This is a genomic window from Pseudomonas sp. GW531-T4 (assembly GCF_017349615.1).
In the GTDB taxonomy this organism is placed as follows: domain Bacteria; phylum Pseudomonadota; class Gammaproteobacteria; order Pseudomonadales; family Pseudomonadaceae; genus Aquipseudomonas; species Aquipseudomonas chlororaphis_I.
The window spans coordinates 104,867-121,156 of record NZ_JACMZT010000004.1 but is presented as its reverse complement, the minus strand read 5'-3'; the positions used below and the strand labels follow the sequence as shown (position 1 = coordinate 121,156).

At 64.1% G+C, this 16,290-nt stretch carries 13 protein-coding genes; 4 read left to right on the top strand and 9 right to left on the bottom strand.

The window, feature by feature from the left end:
• Positions 1-79 precede the first annotated feature (79 nt).
• The 7 genes from J4D28_RS04600 to gcl form a co-directional block, all read right to left on the bottom strand.
• The gene (locus tag J4D28_RS04600; protein WP_028681918.1) at positions 80-925 is read right to left on the bottom strand and encodes an ion transporter; all 846 of its coding nucleotides are present in this window, start codon (positions 923-925) and stop codon (positions 80-82) included.
• Positions 926-946: 21 nt separating this feature from the next.
• Entirely contained in the window at positions 947-1,870 is a 924-nt protein-coding gene (locus J4D28_RS04595; RefSeq protein WP_103331188.1) for an urea transporter, read from the bottom strand.
• 178 nt (positions 1,871-2,048) lie between these two features.
• On the bottom strand, positions 2,049-3,464 hold the full coding sequence (gene pyk / locus J4D28_RS04590; RefSeq protein ID WP_103331189.1) for a pyruvate kinase: 1,416 nt from the start codon (positions 3,462-3,464) through the stop codon (positions 2,049-2,051).
• On the bottom strand, positions 3,454-4,734 hold the full coding sequence (locus tag J4D28_RS04585) for a glycerate kinase (protein WP_028681916.1): 1,281 nt from the start codon (positions 4,732-4,734) through the stop codon (positions 3,454-3,456). Before J4D28_RS04585 ends, pyk begins: the two co-directional genes overlap by 11 nt.
• Positions 4,735-4,920: 186 nt before the next feature.
• The gene (locus tag J4D28_RS04580) at positions 4,921-5,811 is read right to left on the bottom strand and encodes a 2-hydroxy-3-oxopropionate reductase (RefSeq protein ID WP_009047744.1); all 891 of its coding nucleotides are present in this window, start codon (positions 5,809-5,811) and stop codon (positions 4,921-4,923) included.
• Between the two features lie 161 nt (positions 5,812-5,972).
• Positions 5,973-6,755, bottom strand: a complete 783-nt coding sequence (gene hyi / locus J4D28_RS04575; RefSeq protein WP_016702225.1) for a hydroxypyruvate isomerase — start codon at positions 6,753-6,755, stop codon at positions 5,973-5,975.
• A gap of 137 nt (positions 6,756-6,892) precedes the next feature.
• Positions 6,893-8,668, bottom strand: coding sequence for a glyoxylate carboligase (gene gcl, locus J4D28_RS04570; RefSeq protein WP_103331190.1), 1,776 nt, complete (start codon positions 8,666-8,668; stop codon positions 6,893-6,895).
• A 264-nt stretch (positions 8,669-8,932) separates the two neighbouring features.
• On the opposite strand from gcl, the gene J4D28_RS04565 reads away from it, so the two are divergent.
• A complete protein-coding gene (locus J4D28_RS04565; RefSeq protein ID WP_198919936.1) occupies positions 8,933-9,373 on the top strand; it encodes a heme-binding protein in 441 nt (146 codons plus the stop codon).
• 120 nt (positions 9,374-9,493) lie between these two features.
• Here J4D28_RS04565 and J4D28_RS04560 read toward each other — a convergent pair whose 3' ends face one another.
• Complete coding sequence (locus J4D28_RS04560; RefSeq protein WP_038631046.1) at positions 9,494-10,102, bottom strand: TetR/AcrR family transcriptional regulator; 609 nt, start codon at positions 10,100-10,102, stop codon at positions 9,494-9,496.
• A gap of 135 nt (positions 10,103-10,237) precedes the next feature.
• Here J4D28_RS04560 and J4D28_RS04555 point away from each other — a divergent pair, with 135 nt between their 5' ends.
• Positions 10,238-11,164, top strand: a complete 927-nt coding sequence (locus tag J4D28_RS04555; RefSeq protein ID WP_016702222.1) for a DUF808 domain-containing protein — start codon at positions 10,238-10,240, stop codon at positions 11,162-11,164.
• Positions 11,165-11,215: 51 nt separating this feature from the next.
• On the opposite strand, the gene J4D28_RS04550 is transcribed toward J4D28_RS04555, so the two are convergent.
• The gene (locus tag J4D28_RS04550) at positions 11,216-12,631 is read right to left on the bottom strand and encodes a PLP-dependent aminotransferase family protein (RefSeq protein WP_009047750.1); all 1,416 of its coding nucleotides are present in this window, start codon (positions 12,629-12,631) and stop codon (positions 11,216-11,218) included.
• Positions 12,632-12,906: 275 nt separating this feature from the next.
• Between J4D28_RS04550 and J4D28_RS04545 the strand changes: the two genes are divergently transcribed.
• Both J4D28_RS04545 and J4D28_RS04540 read left to right on the top strand, forming a co-directional pair.
• Complete coding sequence (locus J4D28_RS04545; protein WP_009047751.1) at positions 12,907-13,911, top strand: inducer of phenazine A; 1,005 nt, start codon at positions 12,907-12,909, stop codon at positions 13,909-13,911.
• Between the two features lie 185 nt (positions 13,912-14,096).
• Positions 14,097-16,274 (top strand): iron-containing redox enzyme family protein, encoded by a 2,178-nt coding sequence (locus J4D28_RS04540; protein ID WP_041987168.1) that lies wholly within the window; start codon positions 14,097-14,099, stop codon positions 16,272-16,274.
• The last annotated feature ends 16 nt before the right edge of the window (positions 16,275-16,290 follow it).

Genomic DNA, 16,290 nt, shown 5'->3' with positions numbered 1-16,290 from the left:
TTCGAGAGTGAAGGCAATTTGCCGCCGACTATAGCCGGGGCGGTATATCTCTTTAAAGATTAAAAAGTGCTTTGCTTATTCAGTTTCCCTGGACCACTTTCGGGAACAACGCATTGCCACATCGCGAGCAGAACGCGGCGCCGTGCTCATGGTCGTTCTTCCTGCACACCGGGCAGTCGTGCTTGAGCTGTTCGCCGCGCAGGGCATTGGCCAGTTCCGCGGTGAAGATCCCGGTGGGCACGGCGATGATCGAGTAGCCGGTGATCATCACCAGGGACGAAATCACCTGGCCCAGCGGCGTCTTCGGCACGATATCGCCAAAGCCCACGGTGGTCAGGGTGACGATGGCCCAGTAGATGCCCTTGGGAATACTGGTGAACCCATGCTCGGGCCCCTCGACCACATACATCAGGGTGCCGAACACCGTGACCAGGGTCGACACGCTGAGCAGGAACACGATGATTTTCTGCTTGCTGCCGCGCAGCGCCGACATCAGGTAGTTGGCCTGCTTGAGATACGGGCTGAGCTTGAGCACGCGGAAGATGCGCAGCATGCGGATCACCCGGATGATCAGCAGGTACTGGGCGTCGCTGTAATACAGGGCGAGGATCCCCGGCACGATGGCCAGCAGGTCCACCAGCCCGTAGAAACTGAAGGCGTAGCGCAGCGGCTTGGGCGAGCAGTACAGGCGCAGGCCGTATTCGATGGCGAAGATCAGGGTAAAACCCCATTCGATATAGGCCAGCACATTGGCGTAGTTCTGATGCACCTCGTCGATGCTGTCGAGGATCACGATCACCAGGCTGGCGAGGATGATCAGCAACAGGGTGCTGTCGAAGCGTCGACCGGCCACGGTGTCGGTCTGGAAAATCATGACGTAGAGACGCTCGCGCCAGTGCCGGTTGTTGTCCGTGTTGCTGTCCATGCTGTTCGCCTGAATGGAAGGTCAGCGAAGCCTAGGGGGATTGGCCCCGGTAGCGCAAGGCGTGCTGTCCATGGCGGCCTGGCGCAGCACCCGCAGCGCGGCGCGGACCAGCCAGCAGGCGAGGATAAAGGGTGCGGTCAGAGCGGGCAGGCCCAGCGCGGCGAAGCCCGGGGTGAGCAGCAGCGCCAGGAGCATACCCGGCAGCGCCAGCCAGGACCGGCGGCGGTCCTGGCTCAGGGCCAGGGCCACCAGGGCGCTGTTGTAGCCGCCAAGGCCCTGCAGGGCGCCGGCCTGTTCCTGTTGCAGCAGGGCGAAGCCCAGGCCCGCCGCCGAACCGAACAGCGCCCAAGCGGCCGCCCGGCGATCAGCCAGCAGCAACCCCAGGGCAATCAGCACCCCGGCCAGCGGATGTTCGAGGAACATCACCTGGCCGAGCCCCTGGAGCAGTGCCAGCAGCAGCGCCAGCGCATTGGGTTCGGCCCAGGGCGTGTCGACGCTGGCGGGCAGCGGTGCGGCCAGGCCCAGCAGCAACCAGCCGAGGCCGACGAAGGGCGCGGTGTAGGCCGGCAGGCAATATTGATCGCGGGCGCGTTTGAGCCATTGCTGGGTGAGGATCGCACTGAGGCCGCCGCAGGCGATGATCAGCGGTGGCAGCAGTACCGACCAGTCGAAGCGCAGGCCCAGGAGCAGGCCGAGCAGGACCCCGTTGTAGCTGAACAGCCCGGCTTGCCGGTCGGCCTTGGCATAGCCCCGGCGCTGTGCGGTGAGCAGCCCGGCCACGCCGCCCAGCAGCGCACCGCCGAGCAGCGCCGGAGCGCTCAGGAGGATGGCCAGCATGCACAGCAGGCCGCACAGCGGATGGCGCTGGAGGAAGATCTGGCTGAAGCCGTTGAGCAGGGCGGTGGCCCAGTCGGGACAGTGGGCGTTGAAGTGTTCTGAAGGCATGGAAAGTTGACTCCTGTAGCCGCTGCCGAGCCTGCGAGGCTGCGATCGGGCGCGTAGCGGCCGTCAATCAGGCAATGCCGTGTTCCAGGCAAGTCCAGTGCTCGGGCCTGGCGAGGACTGCGTCGGAGTGCCGCCCACTTCGATCGCAGCCTCGCAGGCTCGGCAGCGGCTACAGGGCTCAGATCAGGGTTTCGATGCGCAGAGAGTTGGTCGAGCCCGGTTGGCCGAATGGCACGCCTGCGGTGATTAACAGGGTGTCGCCGCGTTTGGCCATGCCTTGCGCCTGGGCGATTTCCAGGGCGGTGGAGCAGACCTCGTCGACCTGGCGCAGGCGGTCGTTGACCACCGAGTGCACGCCCCAGGCCACCGTCAGGCGACGCGCGGTGGACAGGTTCGGCGTCAGGTTGAGGATCGGCACCGTCGGCCGTTCCCGGGCCGCGCGCAGGCTGGAGCTGCCGGACTCGCTGTAGTTCACCAGCACCGCCACCGGCAGGATGCTGCTGATGCGGCGGATCGCGCAGCTGATGGCATCGGACACCGTGGCTTCGGCCTGGGGCCGGCTGACGTCGAGCTGGGTCTGGTAGTCCGGGCCGCTTTCCACCTGGCGGATGATCTTGCTCATCATCTGTACCGCCTCCAGCGGGTATTCGCCGGAGGCGGTTTCCGCCGAGAGCATCACCGCGTCGGCGCCTTCGGCCACCGCGTTGGCCACGTCCGTGACCTCGGCCCGGGTCGGGGCGGGGGAGAAACGCATGGATTCGAGCATCTGCGTGGCCACCACCACCGGCTTACCCAGCTGGCGGCAGGTGCCGATGATGTTCTTCTGGATCTGCGGCACGCTTTCGGCCGGCACCTCCACCCCGAGGTCGCCACGGGCCACCATGATCGCGTCGCTCAGTTCGGCGATCTCGCGCAGTTGAGTGACTGCCGAGGGTTTCTCGATCTTGGCCATCAGGAACGCCTTGTCGCCGATTAGCGCGCGGGCTTCATGAATGTCCTCGGGGCGCTGCACGAACGACAGGGCGACCCAGTCCACCCCCAGTTCCAGGCCGAAGTCCAGGTCGCGGCGGTCCTTGGCGGTCAGCGGGCTGAGGTCGAGCACCGCCTGCGGGACGTTGACGCCCTTGCGGTCCGACAGCTCGCCGCCGTTGAGTACCGTGGTGTCGATGGCGTCGGCGTGTTTGGCGGTGACCCGCAGACGCAGCTTGCCATCGTCCAGCAGCAGGTCCATGCCCGGCTCCAGGGCTTTGAGGATTTCCGGGTGGGGCAGGTTGACCCGGCGCTGGTCGCCCGGGGTGCTGTCCAGGTCCAGGCGCAGGGCCTGGCCGCGATGCAGCTGGACCTTGCCTTCGGCGAACGTGCCGACCCGCAGTTTCGGGCCTTGCAGGTCCATCAGGATGCCCAGCGGGTAGTTCAGTTGCTTTTCGACTTCGCGGATCCACTGGTAACGCTGGGCGTGATCGGCGTGGTCGCCATGGCTGAAGTTGAGGCGAAAGATATTCACCCCGGCCTGCACCAGCTCGCGGATGTTGTCGATGCCGTCGATGGCCGGGCCGAGGGTGGCGAGGATTTTGACCTTTTTGTCAGGCGTCATGTTTGGGGCTCTCGAGGATCAGGATGGCGCGGAAGTCGTTGACGTTGGTGCGGGTCGGTTCGGTGACGATCAACCCGTCCAGGGCCGCGAAGTAGCCATAGCCGTTGTTGTTGTCCAGCTCGTCGCTGGCACTCAGGCCCAGGGCGGCGGCGCGGGCGTAGCTGTCCGGGGCCATGATGGCGCCGGCATTGTCTTCGGAACCGTCGATGCCGTCGGTGTCGCCGGCCAGGGCGTAGACGCCGGGCAGGCCCTTGAGGCTTTCGGTGAGGCTCAGGAGGAACTCGGCATTGCGCCCGCCGCGGCCATTGCCGCGCACGGTGACCGTGGTTTCACCGCCGGACAGGATCACGCAGGGCGCCGCCAGCGGCTGGCCGTGCAGCACCACCTGGCGGGCGATGCCGGCGTGGACCTTGGCCACCTCGCGGGACTCGCCTTCCAGGTCGCCGAGGATCAGCGGGCTGAAACCGGCCTGGCGGGCTTTCACCGCGGCGGCCTCCAGCGATTGCTGTGGCCGGGCGATCAGCTGGAAGTGACTGCGGGCCAGGCTCGGGTCGCCGGGCTTGACGGTTTCCGACTCCGGGCTTTGCAGCCAGGTGCGCACCGCCGCGGGTACCTCGATGGCATAACGCTTGAGGATCGCCAGGGCCTCGGCCGAGGTGCTGGGGTCGGCCACGGTGGGGCCGGAGGCGATGACCGTGGCCAGGTCGCCCGGTACATCGGAAATCGCGTAGGTGTAGAGGGTGGCTGGCCAGCAGGCCTTGGCCAGGCGGCCGCCCTTGATCGCCGAGAGGTGTTTGCGCACGCAGTTCATCTCGCCGATGCTGGCGCCGGACTTGAGCAGGGCCTTGTTGATCGACTGCTTGTCCGCCAGGCTGATGCCCGCGGCGGGCAGGGCCAGCAGGGCGGAACCGCCGCCGGACAGGAGAAAGATCACCCGGTCCTGTTCCGACAGGTCGCTGACCAGTTCCAGCACACGCTTGGCCACGGCCAGGCCAGCGGCATCGGGTACGGGATGAGCGGCTTCGACCACTTCGATTTTTTCGCAGGGCGCGCCGTGGCCGTAGCGGGTGACGACCAGCCCGCTGACTTCACCCAACCAGCAGCGTTCGACCACCTGGGCCATGGCCGCGGCGGCCTTGCCGGCACCGATGACGATCACCCGGCCGCTGCGGTCGTTGGGCAAATGGGCTTCGAGGACGTGCTGCGGGTGGGCGGCGTCGATGGCTGTGGCGAACAGCTCACGGAGGAATTGTTGCGGATCGACCGGCATGGCGGGCTCCCGGATTTCTTGTTATTCGAGGTGTGGCTGTCACGCAACCTGTAGCCGCTGCCGAAGGCTGCGATAAGGTTCGAAGAACCTTCCTGCGATGTGCAAGTGCGCGCCTGCTGCGTCGGAGTGCCGCCCAAGTCGATCGCAGCCTTCGGCAGCGGCTACAGGGGATTTACTGGCGTTCTCTTACTTGTCGCGGATCGAGAAGTTCGCCATGTGTTCCAGGCCCTTGATCAGCGCCGAGTGGTCCCAGTTGCTGCCGCCGATGGCCGCGCAGGTGCTGAACACTTGCTGGGCGTTGGCGGTGTTGGGCAGGTTGATGTTCAGCTCCTTGGCGCCTTGCAGGGCCAGGTTGAGGTCCTTCTGGTGCAGGCTGATGCGGAAGCCCGGGTCGAAGGTGCCCTTGATCATGCGCTCGCCGTGCACCTCGAGGATCTTCGAGGAGGCGAAGCCGCCCATCAGCGCTTCACGCACCTTGGCCGGGTCGGCGCCGTTTTTCGCGGCGAACAGCAGGGCCTCGGCCACCGCCTGGATGTTCAGGGCGACGATGATCTGGTTCGCCACCTTGGCGGTCTGGCCGTCGCCGTTGCCGCCGACCAGGGTGATGTTCTTGCCCATGGCCTGGAACAGCGGCAGGGCGCGCTCGAAGGCCTGGCTGTCGCCGCCGACCATGATGCTCAGGGTCGCCGCCTTGGCGCCGACTTCACCGCCGGACACCGGGGCGTCCAGGTACTGCGCGCCTTTCTCGTTGATCCTGGCGGCGAAGGCCTTGGTCGCGGTCGGCGAGATCGAACTCATGTCGATCACCACCTTGCCCGGGCCGACGCCCGCGGCCACGCCGTCGGCGCGCAGCAGCACGTCGTCGACCTGCGGGGTATCCGGGACCATGACGATGATGAATTCGGCTTCCTGGGCCACTTCCTTGGGGCTGGCCAGGGCGACCGCGCCGGCGGCGACCAGGTCGGCCGGGGCCGCGTCGTGGTGCTGGGACAGGAACAGGCTGTGACCGGCTTTTTGCAGGTTGGAGGCCATTGGGTGACCCATGATGCCGGTGCCGATGAATCCGATTTTAGCCATGAGAAAATCCTCTTTTTGTTAGGTAGCACGCCCTCTGTAGGAGCGAGCTTGCTCGCGAAAAATGGCAGGGCGCCGTGTTCATTCAGGATGCCTGCGTCATCGTTGACGACCTTCGCGAGCAAGCTCGCTCCTACAGCGATGAACGATGACGCGGTGTGCGATCAGATTGCGTTGTGGCTCTTGAGCCAGCCCAGGCCGGCTTCGGTGGTGGTCAGCGGCTTGTATTCGCAACCGACCCAGCCCTGGTAGCCGATCTTGTCCAGATGCCCGAACAGGAAGTGGTAGTTGATCTCGCCGGTGCCCGGTTCGTTACGCCCCGGGTTGTCCGCCAGCTGGACATGGTTGATCGCGTCCAGGTGGCCGGACAGGGTCCGGGCCAGATCGCCCTCCATGATTTGCATGTGGTAGATGTCGTATTGCAGGTACAGGTTGCTGCTGCCGACCTGCTCGCGAATCGACAGGGCCTGGGCCGTGTTGTTCAGGTAGAAGCCCGGGATGTCGCGGGTGTTGATCGCTTCCATCACCAGCTTGATGCCCGCGGCCTGGAGTTTCTCGGCGGCGTACTTGAGGTTGGCGATAAAGGTCTTTTCCACCGTGGCATCGTCGACGCCTTGTGGGCGGATGCCGGCCAGGCAGTTGATCTGGGTATTGCCCAGCACCTGGGCGTAGGCGATGGCCAGGTCGACCCCGGCGCGGAACTCTTCGACCCGGTCCGGCAGGCAGGCGATACCGCGCTCGCCTTTCACCCAATCGCCCGCAGGCAGGTTGAACAGCACCTGGGTCAGGCCGTGGGCGTCGAGTTGCGCCTTGATCTCGGCGGAGCTGAATTCATAGGGGAACAGGTATTCGACACCACTGAAGCCGGCCTCGGCGGCGGCCTTGAAGCGGGCGAGGAAGTCCTGTTCGGTGAACAGCATGGACAGGTTGGCGGCAAAACGCGGCATGGTGGTCTCCTGTAGAGGTATCAATCCCTGTAGCCGCTGCCGCAGGCTGCGATAAGGCCGAAGGCCTTCGACGATCCTGAGATCTTGCGCATCCTGCGGATGCGATCGCAGCCTTCGGCAGCGGCTACATAGGGGTGTCAGTCGAGCAGGGAAATCGCGGTCGGGGCGTCGTTGCCAACCAGCGCCAGGTCTTCGAATTCGTTGACCGCGTTGATCTCGGTGCCCATGGAGATGTTGGTGACACGCTCCAGGATGATCTCGACGATCACCGGCACCTTGAACTGCTCGAGCATTTCCTGGGCCTGGCGCAGGGCCGGCTGGATGCCCGCGGGCTCGAATACCCGCAGCGCCTTGCAGCCCAGGCCTTCGGCGACCGCGACGTGGTCCACGCCGTAGCCGTTGAGTTCCGGGGCGTTGAGGTTGTCGAAGGACAGCTGCACGCAGTAGTCCATGTCGAAACCGCGCTGCGCCTGGCGGATCAGGCCCAGGTAGGAGTTGTTCACCACCACGTGGATGTACGGCAGCTTGAACTGCGCGCCCACGGCCAGCTCTTCGATCATGAACTGGAAGTCATAGTCGCCCGACAGCGCCACCACCTTGCGGCTCGGGTCGGCCTTGACCACCCCCAGCGCCGCCGGAATGGTCCAGCCCAGCGGGCCGGCCTGGCCGCAGTTGATCCAGTGGCGTGGCTTGTACACGTGCAGGAACTGCGCGCCGGCAATCTGCGACAGGCCGATGGTGCTGACATAGCAGGTGTCCTTGCCGAACACCTGGTTCATCTCTTCATACACCCGCTGCGGCTTGACCGGCACGTTGTCGAAGTGGGTCTTGCGCTGCAGGCTCGACTTGCGCTGCTGGCAATCCTGCAGCCAGGCGCTGCGGTTCTTCAGCTTGCCGGCGGCCTGCCATTCGCGAGCGACTTCGATGAACACGGTCAGCGCCGAGCTGGCGTCGGAGACGATGCCCAGGTCCGGGGTGAATACCCGGCCGATCTGGGTCGGCTCGATGTCCACGTGGATGAATTTACGGCCCTCGGTGTAGACGTCCACCGAGCCGGTGTGGCGGTTGGCCCAGCGGTTGCCGATGCCCAGGACCACATCCGACTTGAGCAGGGTGGCGTTGCCGTAGCGGTGGGACGTCTGCAGGCCGACCATGCCGACCATCTGCGGGTGATCGTCGGGGATGCTGCCCCAGCCCATCAGGGTCGGGATGACCGGGATACCGGTCAGTTCGGCGAATTCCACCAGCAGTTCGCTGGCATCGGCATTGATGATGCCGCCACCGGCAACCAGCAACGGCCGCTCGGCCTGATCCAGCAGGGCCAGGGCCTTTTCGACCTGGACCCGGCTCGCCGAAGGCTTGGCTAGCGGCAGCGGCTGGTAGGCGTCGATGTCGAATTCGATCTCGGTCATTTGCACGTCGAACGGCAGGTCGATCAGCACCGGGCCGGGGCGGCCGGAGCGCATTTCATAGAAGGCTTTCTGGAAGGCGTAGGGCACCTGGCCCGGTTCCAGGACGGTGGTCGCCCACTTGGTCACCGGCTTGACGATGCTGGTGATGTCGACGGCCTGGAAGTCTTCCTTGTGCAGGCGGGCCCGCGGGGCCTGGCCGGTGATGCAGAGAATCGGGATCGAGTCGGCCGAGGCGCTGTACAGGCCGGTGACCATGTCGGTGCCGGCAGGGCCGGAGGTGCCGATGCACACGCCGATGTTGCCGGCTTTGGTACGGGTGTAACCCTCGGCCATGTGCGAGGCGCCTTCAACGTGGCGAGCGAGGACGTGATCGATGCCGCCGACCTTTTGCAGGGCGGAGTACAGCGGGTTGATGGCGGCACCCGGGATGCCGAAAGCGGTATCGACCCCTTCACGGCGCATCACCAGAACGGCGGCTTCGATTGCTCTCATTTTGCTCATGGTTTTGTGCCTCTTACGTTTTGTAATTGTATACAAGTGGCTTTGCGCTGAGTGTATTCATGGCGAGTGTCGCAGGTCAATCCATTTTCTCTCGCGCTTGGATGCGTTCGTCCGGTGCCGATAAACAGGCAGCTTTTCGTCGGAAGCAGGGGTTTGTGAAAATTATTGTATACAAAAATAAAGTTTGTTGTGTTCTATTTGTTGTATCGATCTTCTTATCGGAACACCCCAATTTTTCCCAATAACAAAATAAGGACGGCACCCATGAGCGCTTTAACCTTGAACGTTGCAGTCAGCCTGGCCGACAAGGCCCTGGCCTTTGGCCGTGAGATCGGCGCGGCACCCTTGACCATTGCGGTGCTCGATGCCGGCGGGCATCTGGTGACCTTGCAGCGCGAAGACGGGGCCAGCCTGCTACGGCCACAGATCGCCATCGGCAAGGCCTGGGGCGCGATCGCCCTGGGCAAGGGCTCGCGCCTGCTGGCGCTGGATGCGCAGCAGCGGCCGGCCTTTATCGCCGCGCTCAATAGCCTGGGGCAGGGCAGCGTGGTGCCGGCGCCGGGTGGGGTGTTGATTCGTGATCAGCAGGGGGTGGTGGTGGGTGCGATCGGCATCAGTGGCGACACCTCGGACATCGACGAGCAATGTGCGATCAGCGCCATCGAGGCGCAGGGCTTGCGGGCGGATGCGGGTGTGAGTGCCTGATCTGTAGCCGTGTAGCTGCTGCCGCAGGCTGCGATCGCACACCACGGGTGCGCAAGATCTGAAGATCGCTGAAGACCTTCGGCCTTATCGCAGCCTGCGGCAGCGGCTACAGGGGCTGCCTTACTGGTCCGTTTCGCAGCCCTTGAGCACCAGGCGGATGATGGTCTGGGCGGCGGCTTCGTAATCGGACTCGTCCAGCTTGGCCTTGCCGGTCACCACCGAGATCTGCCAGTCGAAGTCGGCGTAGGTCTGGGTCGCGGCCCAGATGCTGAACATCAGGTGGTGCGGGTCGATGGGTGCGATCTGGCCACGATCGATCCAGGTCTGGATGCAATCGATGTTGTGCTTGGCCTGGGCGTTGAGCTGCTCGACCTGGTCCGGGCTCAGGTGTGGGGCACCGTGCATGATCTCGCTGGCGAACACCTTGGAGGCGAAGGGCAGGTCGCGGGAGATGCGGATCTTCGAGCGGATGTAGCCGCTCAGTACTTCGCTGGGCATGCCGTCGGCGTTGAACGGGGTCGAAGCCTGGAGGATCGGCTCGATGATGCTTTCCAGGACCTCGCGGTAGAGGTTTTCCTTGGATTTGAAGTAGTAGTAGACGTTGGGTTTGGGCAGCCCCGCCTTGGCCGCGATGTCGCTGGTTTTGGTCGCAGCGAAGCCTTTGTCGGCAAACTCTTCACTGGCGGCACGCAGGATCAGTTCTTTGTTGCGCTCGCGGATGGTGCTCATAAACCAGGTGATTCCTTGCCTGTTCGGGCGGTTGCGCATGGTAGCACCGGCCTTGCGCGAGGCTCAAGAATGCCCCGCCGGCCCTCGTTGCGCGCTATGCTTCGCAACATTTATGACCTCAAGGAACCCTGATCCATGGCCGGAAGCAGTTTGCTGGTGCTGATCGACGATATTGCCACGGTACTCGACGACGTGGCGCTGATGACCAAGATGGCGGCGAAGAAGACCGCCGGGGTGCTGGGGGACGACCTCGCGCTCAATGCCCAGCAGGTTTCCGGGGTGCGCGCCGAGCGCGAATTGCCGGTGGTCTGGGCGGTGGCCAAGGGCTCGTTCCTGAACAAGCTGATCCTGGTGCCCGCGGCGCTGGCCATCAGTGCCTTCGCGCCCTGGCTGGTGATACCGCTGCTGATGCTCGGCGGTGCCTACCTGTGCTTCGAGGGCTTTGAAAAGCTCGCCCACAAGTTTCTCCACAGCAAGGCCGAGGATCAGGCCGAGCACCAGCAACTGATCGAAGCCGTGGCGGACCCGGCCACCGATCTGGTGGCCTTCGAGAAGACCAAGATCAAGGGCGCGATCCGCACCGACTTCATTCTCTCGGCCGAGATCATCGCCATTACCCTGGGCACCGTCGCCGACGCGCCGTTGATGCAGCAGGTGGTGGTGCTTTCGGGCATCGCCATCGTCATGACCGTCGGCGTGTATGGCCTGGTGGGCGGCATCGTCAAGCTCGACGACCTCGGCCTGTGGCTGACGCAGAAGCCGGGCCAGGTCGCAAAAAGCATCGGCGGCGCGATCCTGCGCGCAGCGCCCTACATGATGAAAAGCCTCTCGGTGATCGGCACCGCGGCCATGTTCATGGTCGGCGGCGGCATCCTGACCCACGGCGTGCCGGCGGCGCATCACTGGATCGAGACTGTCACGGCGCACACGGCCGAGGTGGTTGGCGGGTTTTCGCTGATCATGCCGACGCTGCTCAATGCCGTAGCCGGCATCATCGCCGGCGCCGCGGTACTGGTCGTGGTGTCGCTGGGTGGCAAGCTGTGGCGCGCGGCCAGGGCCTGATTCGTTGAAGGCCCTCGCCGCTGCAGGACGAGGGGCGAGGGCGAGGGTCTGTCAGGCAGGGAGCAGTTGCGCGACCGCCAGGCCGATCTTGTTGATCGCCTGTTCGATCTTGCGGTTGGGCACGCCGGCAAAGTTCAGCCTGAGGCAATTGCGGTACTTGCCGGCCGCGGAAAAGATATTGCCGTTGGCGATCTGGATGTCCTCGGCTTCCAGCAGCCGGTTCAGGGTGTAGGTGTCGAACTCGTCCGGCAACTCCACCCACAAAGTGAACCCGCCCTGGGGTTTGCTGACCCGGGTGCCTTCCGGCAGGTAGCGGCTGACCCACTCGGTCATCAGGTCGCGATGGCGTTGGTACTGTTTGCGCATCCGTCGCAGGTGCGGCAGGTAATGACCCTTGGCAATGAATTCGGCCACCGCCAGCTGCGGCTGGGTCGCGGTGGTGCCGGAGCCGACGTATTTCATGTGCAGCACTTGCGGCAGGTAACGCCCCGGGGCGATCCAGCCGATCCTCAGGCCCGGCGCCAGGGTTTTCGAGAACGAACTGCACAGCAGCACGCGCCCGTCGTCGTCGAATGACTTCAGGGTGCGCGGCCGCGGGTAGCGGAACGCCAGGTCGCCATAGATATCGTCTTCGATGATCGGCACGTCGTAGCGCTGGGCCAGGCGGATCATCGCGCGCTTGCGATCGTCCGGCATGATGTAGCCCAGCGGGTTGTTGCAATTGGGCGTGAGCTGGATGGCCTTGATCGGCCACTGTTCCAGGGCCATTTCCATGGCTTCCAGGCTGATGCCGGTGACCGGGTCGGTGGGAATCTCCAGGGCCTTGAGGCCGGCGGCCTTGAGCAGCTGGATGATGCCGTGAAAGCAGGGGGAAGCGATGGCCACGATGTCGCCGGGTTCGCACAGGGCGCGGATGGCGATGGACAGGGCTTCCTGGCAGCCGCTGGTGACGACGATTTCCGCGGGCGTCAGGCGGCAACCGGAGTCGACGCCGAGGCGGGCAATCTGCTCGCGCAGGCTCAGCACACCTTGCAGGTGGTTGTATTGCAGGCTCGGGCTGTCGCTGCGCCGGCTGATTCGCGCCAGGGCGGTCAGCAGCGGCTTGAGGGTCGGCGCCGTAGTGTCGGGCATGCCGCAGCCCAGTTGAATGGCATTGGCGTTCTGCTCCTGGCGCATCAGGTCCTGCACCAGGTCCCACTGGGAGATATCCACAGGCCGCAACGACGGCCGTCCCATCTTCGGTAACTCCGGCAAACGCCGGCCGGCCGGGACGAAATAGCCCGACTTGGGCTTGGGGATAGCCAGTCCCGAGCTTTCCAGAACCCGATAGGCCTGTTGCACGGTGGTGAGGCTGACGCCGTGCTCGAGGCTCAGGGCCCGCACCGAAGGCAAACGCTCCCCCGGCCCGTATAACCCCTGCTCAATGCGGCTGCTGATGTATTCGGCGAGATTCAGGTATCGAGTCATGCGGGGGACTGTAGCGACTCATCTGTCGTATAAAAAGTTACAGATTCCACTTTTTTTGAAAATTTTTAGAGGCAAAAAAGCAATCTGTACTGAGAAAAATCATCCGGCGTGTACCTATAAGACAGTGGTTGCCTTTGGGAAGATGGCCCGCATCGCACTGTACTGGTTGTTCTTAAATACAGTTGCGACGCAATTCAGAGTCCCCCCGGGCAACGTATAACGGGCTTCCCCCTCAGGCTACTTTAGACGATGACTTCTCAAGGAAGAGCAGGGTAATGACGGCAAGGATCAAACTGACTCCACAGATGGCTGAGTACGAGCAGAAGTTCACCGACGGTGGTGAGGTTCGCTGGCTGCCTTATTTGATGTATTTCCATCCTACCGACCACCGTTCGGAGGTGGTCAATACAGATACCTCGGGCTTCCGCTATTCGGAACTGCTGGGCATACAGTATTCAGTGGCCAACAGCCGCCACGCCAAGAGCGTGCGGGTGCTGGCCGGTAGCTCGACCGTGTTTGGCATCGGTGCCAGTTCGGATGCCTGGACATTGCCTTCGCGCCTGGCCGAGAACGATCCGGACAGCAAGCCCTGGATCAACTTCGGCGGACGCAGTTTCAACTCGACCCAGGAACTGACGCTCTTCACCCTTTACCGTCATTTGCTGCCCAAGGTCGACGAAATCGTGCTGTTTTCCGGGTTCAACAACCTGGGGTTGGCCCGCCAGCCACAAAGCAGCCGTGGCGAACACGGCGCTTTCTTCAACTGCAACCAATTCTTCGACGCCATGCGTCCGGAGTCCCAGGCGCCCAAGCGCGGCATGTTCCGCGCCTTGCTCGGCAAGGAACAGGAAGAGCCGACGCCCGAGCCGCCACCGACCATGGAAGAGCAGATCGACTACGCCGCCGACCTGACCCTGCGTCACCTGGATACCTGGCGCGCGCTGGCGGCCGACATGGGTGCCAAGCTGACCTTCATTCTGCAGCCGCTGGCCGGCTGGGTCCGGGAAAAGGGCTGCGACGAGGAAGAACAGCTGTTCGCCGAGCTGGATCGCGCCGGCAGTTTCAGCGAGGTCTATGGCGACATCCTGCAACCTAGCGTCTGCGAGGCCTATGCCGCCCGCCTGCGCGAGGGCGCCCAGAAGATGGGCGTGCGTTTCGTGAACATTACGCCGCTGCTGTCCGAGGCCCTGCGGCCTGAACAGTGGTTGTTCGTCGACCGTATTCACTTCACCGACCAGGGGAATGATTTCGTCTCGAAAATCATCCTCGATGTTCTTTAAAGGAGTCTGCCATGAGTTACATCAAGAGCTTGTTCCAACGCCTCTTCGGCAAGAAGAAAAAGAAGAAGCCGGACTCTTCGATCTACCCGATGTTCTGATCTCGACACCCGATGTCATTGCTTGCCGATGACTGAGGGCCGGCAATGGATTGCCTTGGTCTCCAACCTGGAAGGGAAGTAAACAGTATGTGGCGCCAGTTTTATCGATCAGTCAGCAACCCCGAGAGCTTTCTGGGGGATGTCAGTATTCGGCGTCTGATGGGCCTGGCCGCACCGGGGGAAACCGGTGCGGAAGGTCTGTCCGGGGTGCGGGTGCAGATCGAGCTCTGGCGTGACGAGCAGGCCCGGGTTTACCGCGAACTGGCCAGCCAGGCCGCGGAGCTGGGCAACCAACGGGAATTCGCCGAGGCCCTGCTGGTGCACTCGGCGCCATTGGCCTCGGTGCTGGGTTGCTGGCTGCAAGGCATGAGCGCCCCCGGGGTTTTCGAGGACAGCGCGCAGCTCAGGCTCATGGAGCTACTGGCCCACGACGTCGGCGTCGGGCGGCCCCTGGCATCGCGCGCTGATCACTTCAAATCGCTGTTGGTGCAGGCGGGGCTGACCGCCTATGCGGTTTCGCCGTTCGAGCTTTCCACGCTCCCTGACCTGCCCGACGAACTGTTCGAATTACCGGCATTGCTGCAAGCGGTGAGCCGCCGCAGCGATGCCTTTGGCGACACCCTGTGCGGCATCGACTATGCCTGGCGTGCCTTGGGGCTGAGCCCCTGGTGGGCGGTGCTGGACGCGCAGCAGCTGGATGTCCGCCGACTCGACCTGAACCAACTGGATGAAAGCGCGGGCGACAGCTCGGCGCTGGAGATCTCCCTGTGGGTCTGCGAGCAGGTCGCCAATCAGGGCAACATTCGCCGCCTGCAACTGGAGGCGGGCGCCCAGTGGTTGTTCGCGGCCCTGAAGACGTTCAACGAGCGGCTGCTGGTGCACTGTCGGGCGGCGGTATCGCCCGAGCGCCTGATGGGCAAGATGATCCAGCGCATGGCCCGGGCCGGCGCGGTCTATCACCAGGATTACAAGATGGAAGGCCGCAGCCTGGCGCAGTGGCTGCGTGAGGCCCAGGTCGACCCGGTGCCGCTGCTGGAGATGCTTTCGCGCAGCCGCCTGATCGTGCCGGGCAACGCCGAGAAGAGTCTGCTGGTCAATACACTGGTCGCGCCGAACGGGCGCATGTTCCGGATCTTCAGCGAGGCCGACCTGAGCGTCATCCGCAAATGGATCGATGGCCTGTCCGGCCCGATCCAGCGCGCAGAAGCTGCCCAAGTACCAACGCCAAGCCCTTGCAATGCAGTGGTTCCACAGGTGCTGGGTGAGGGCATTCAGGAGCAGGGCCAGTGGCCCAAGAGCCTGCGCGAGGCCTATTTCGTCTTGCAGGGCAGGGCGCTGGCGCCTCGCACCCAGGCTTTTGCCCAGGCTTATGTGACGCGTTGGCTGGAGCAGTCGCGCCGCTCGCTGCAAAACTCGGAACGCACCTTGCCCGAGTCCTGGAATGTCGGCGTATTGCGCGAATGGCTACTGGACAAGCACGACCGCCACGGTCAGGAGTTCGAAGAAAGCGACCCGGCGGCCATGCCGTCGCGCGAAGAAATCGTCGATTCCACCCTGCAACTGGCACCGCTGACCCTGATCGACGGCGCCTGGCTGCAAGGTTTCACCGACCTGACGCTGGCCTCGTCCCATGTCGGTTACGCGTTGTTCCAGACTTACTGGGACGAGCTGGGCAACGGCTCCTATGCGCTGAACCATCCGAAGATCTACCGCGACGGCCTGCGCCAGATGGGGCTGGAGCTGGCGCCTACCGGTGCCCGCGAGTTCGCCGAGGATGAGCGGCTGCGCGAGGCGTCGTTCCGCTTGCCGGTCTACTGGCTGTGCCTGGGCAAGCTGCCGGTGACCTTCATGCCGGAAATCCTCGGCATGAACCTGGCGATGGAACTGTCGGGGGTGGGCGGCAGCTACCGTTCGGCCCGGCGCTTCCTCCGGCACTACGGCTTCAGCACGGCGTTCGTCGACCTGCACAACACCATCGATAACGTCACCACCGGGCATTCGGCCTGGGCGGTGGACGCCATCGACGCCTACATGCGCCAGGTCGCCGCGACGAAGCCGGCGGAACTGGCAGAACACTGGCTGCGGGTCCGCGTCGGCTACGAGTCCCTGGCACCGCAGCCGGACCGCTTGACGTCCTGGTTGCAGCGTCTGGGCATCGGCTCCGCGGGCGCGGTGCTGCCCCGGAGCAAGACGCGGGGCGAGGATCAGGCGCTGTTTCACCATGAACCTATTGTCCCTGCCGCGCCGGTTGGCGTAACGGCCTGAACATCAAGGAGTGTCC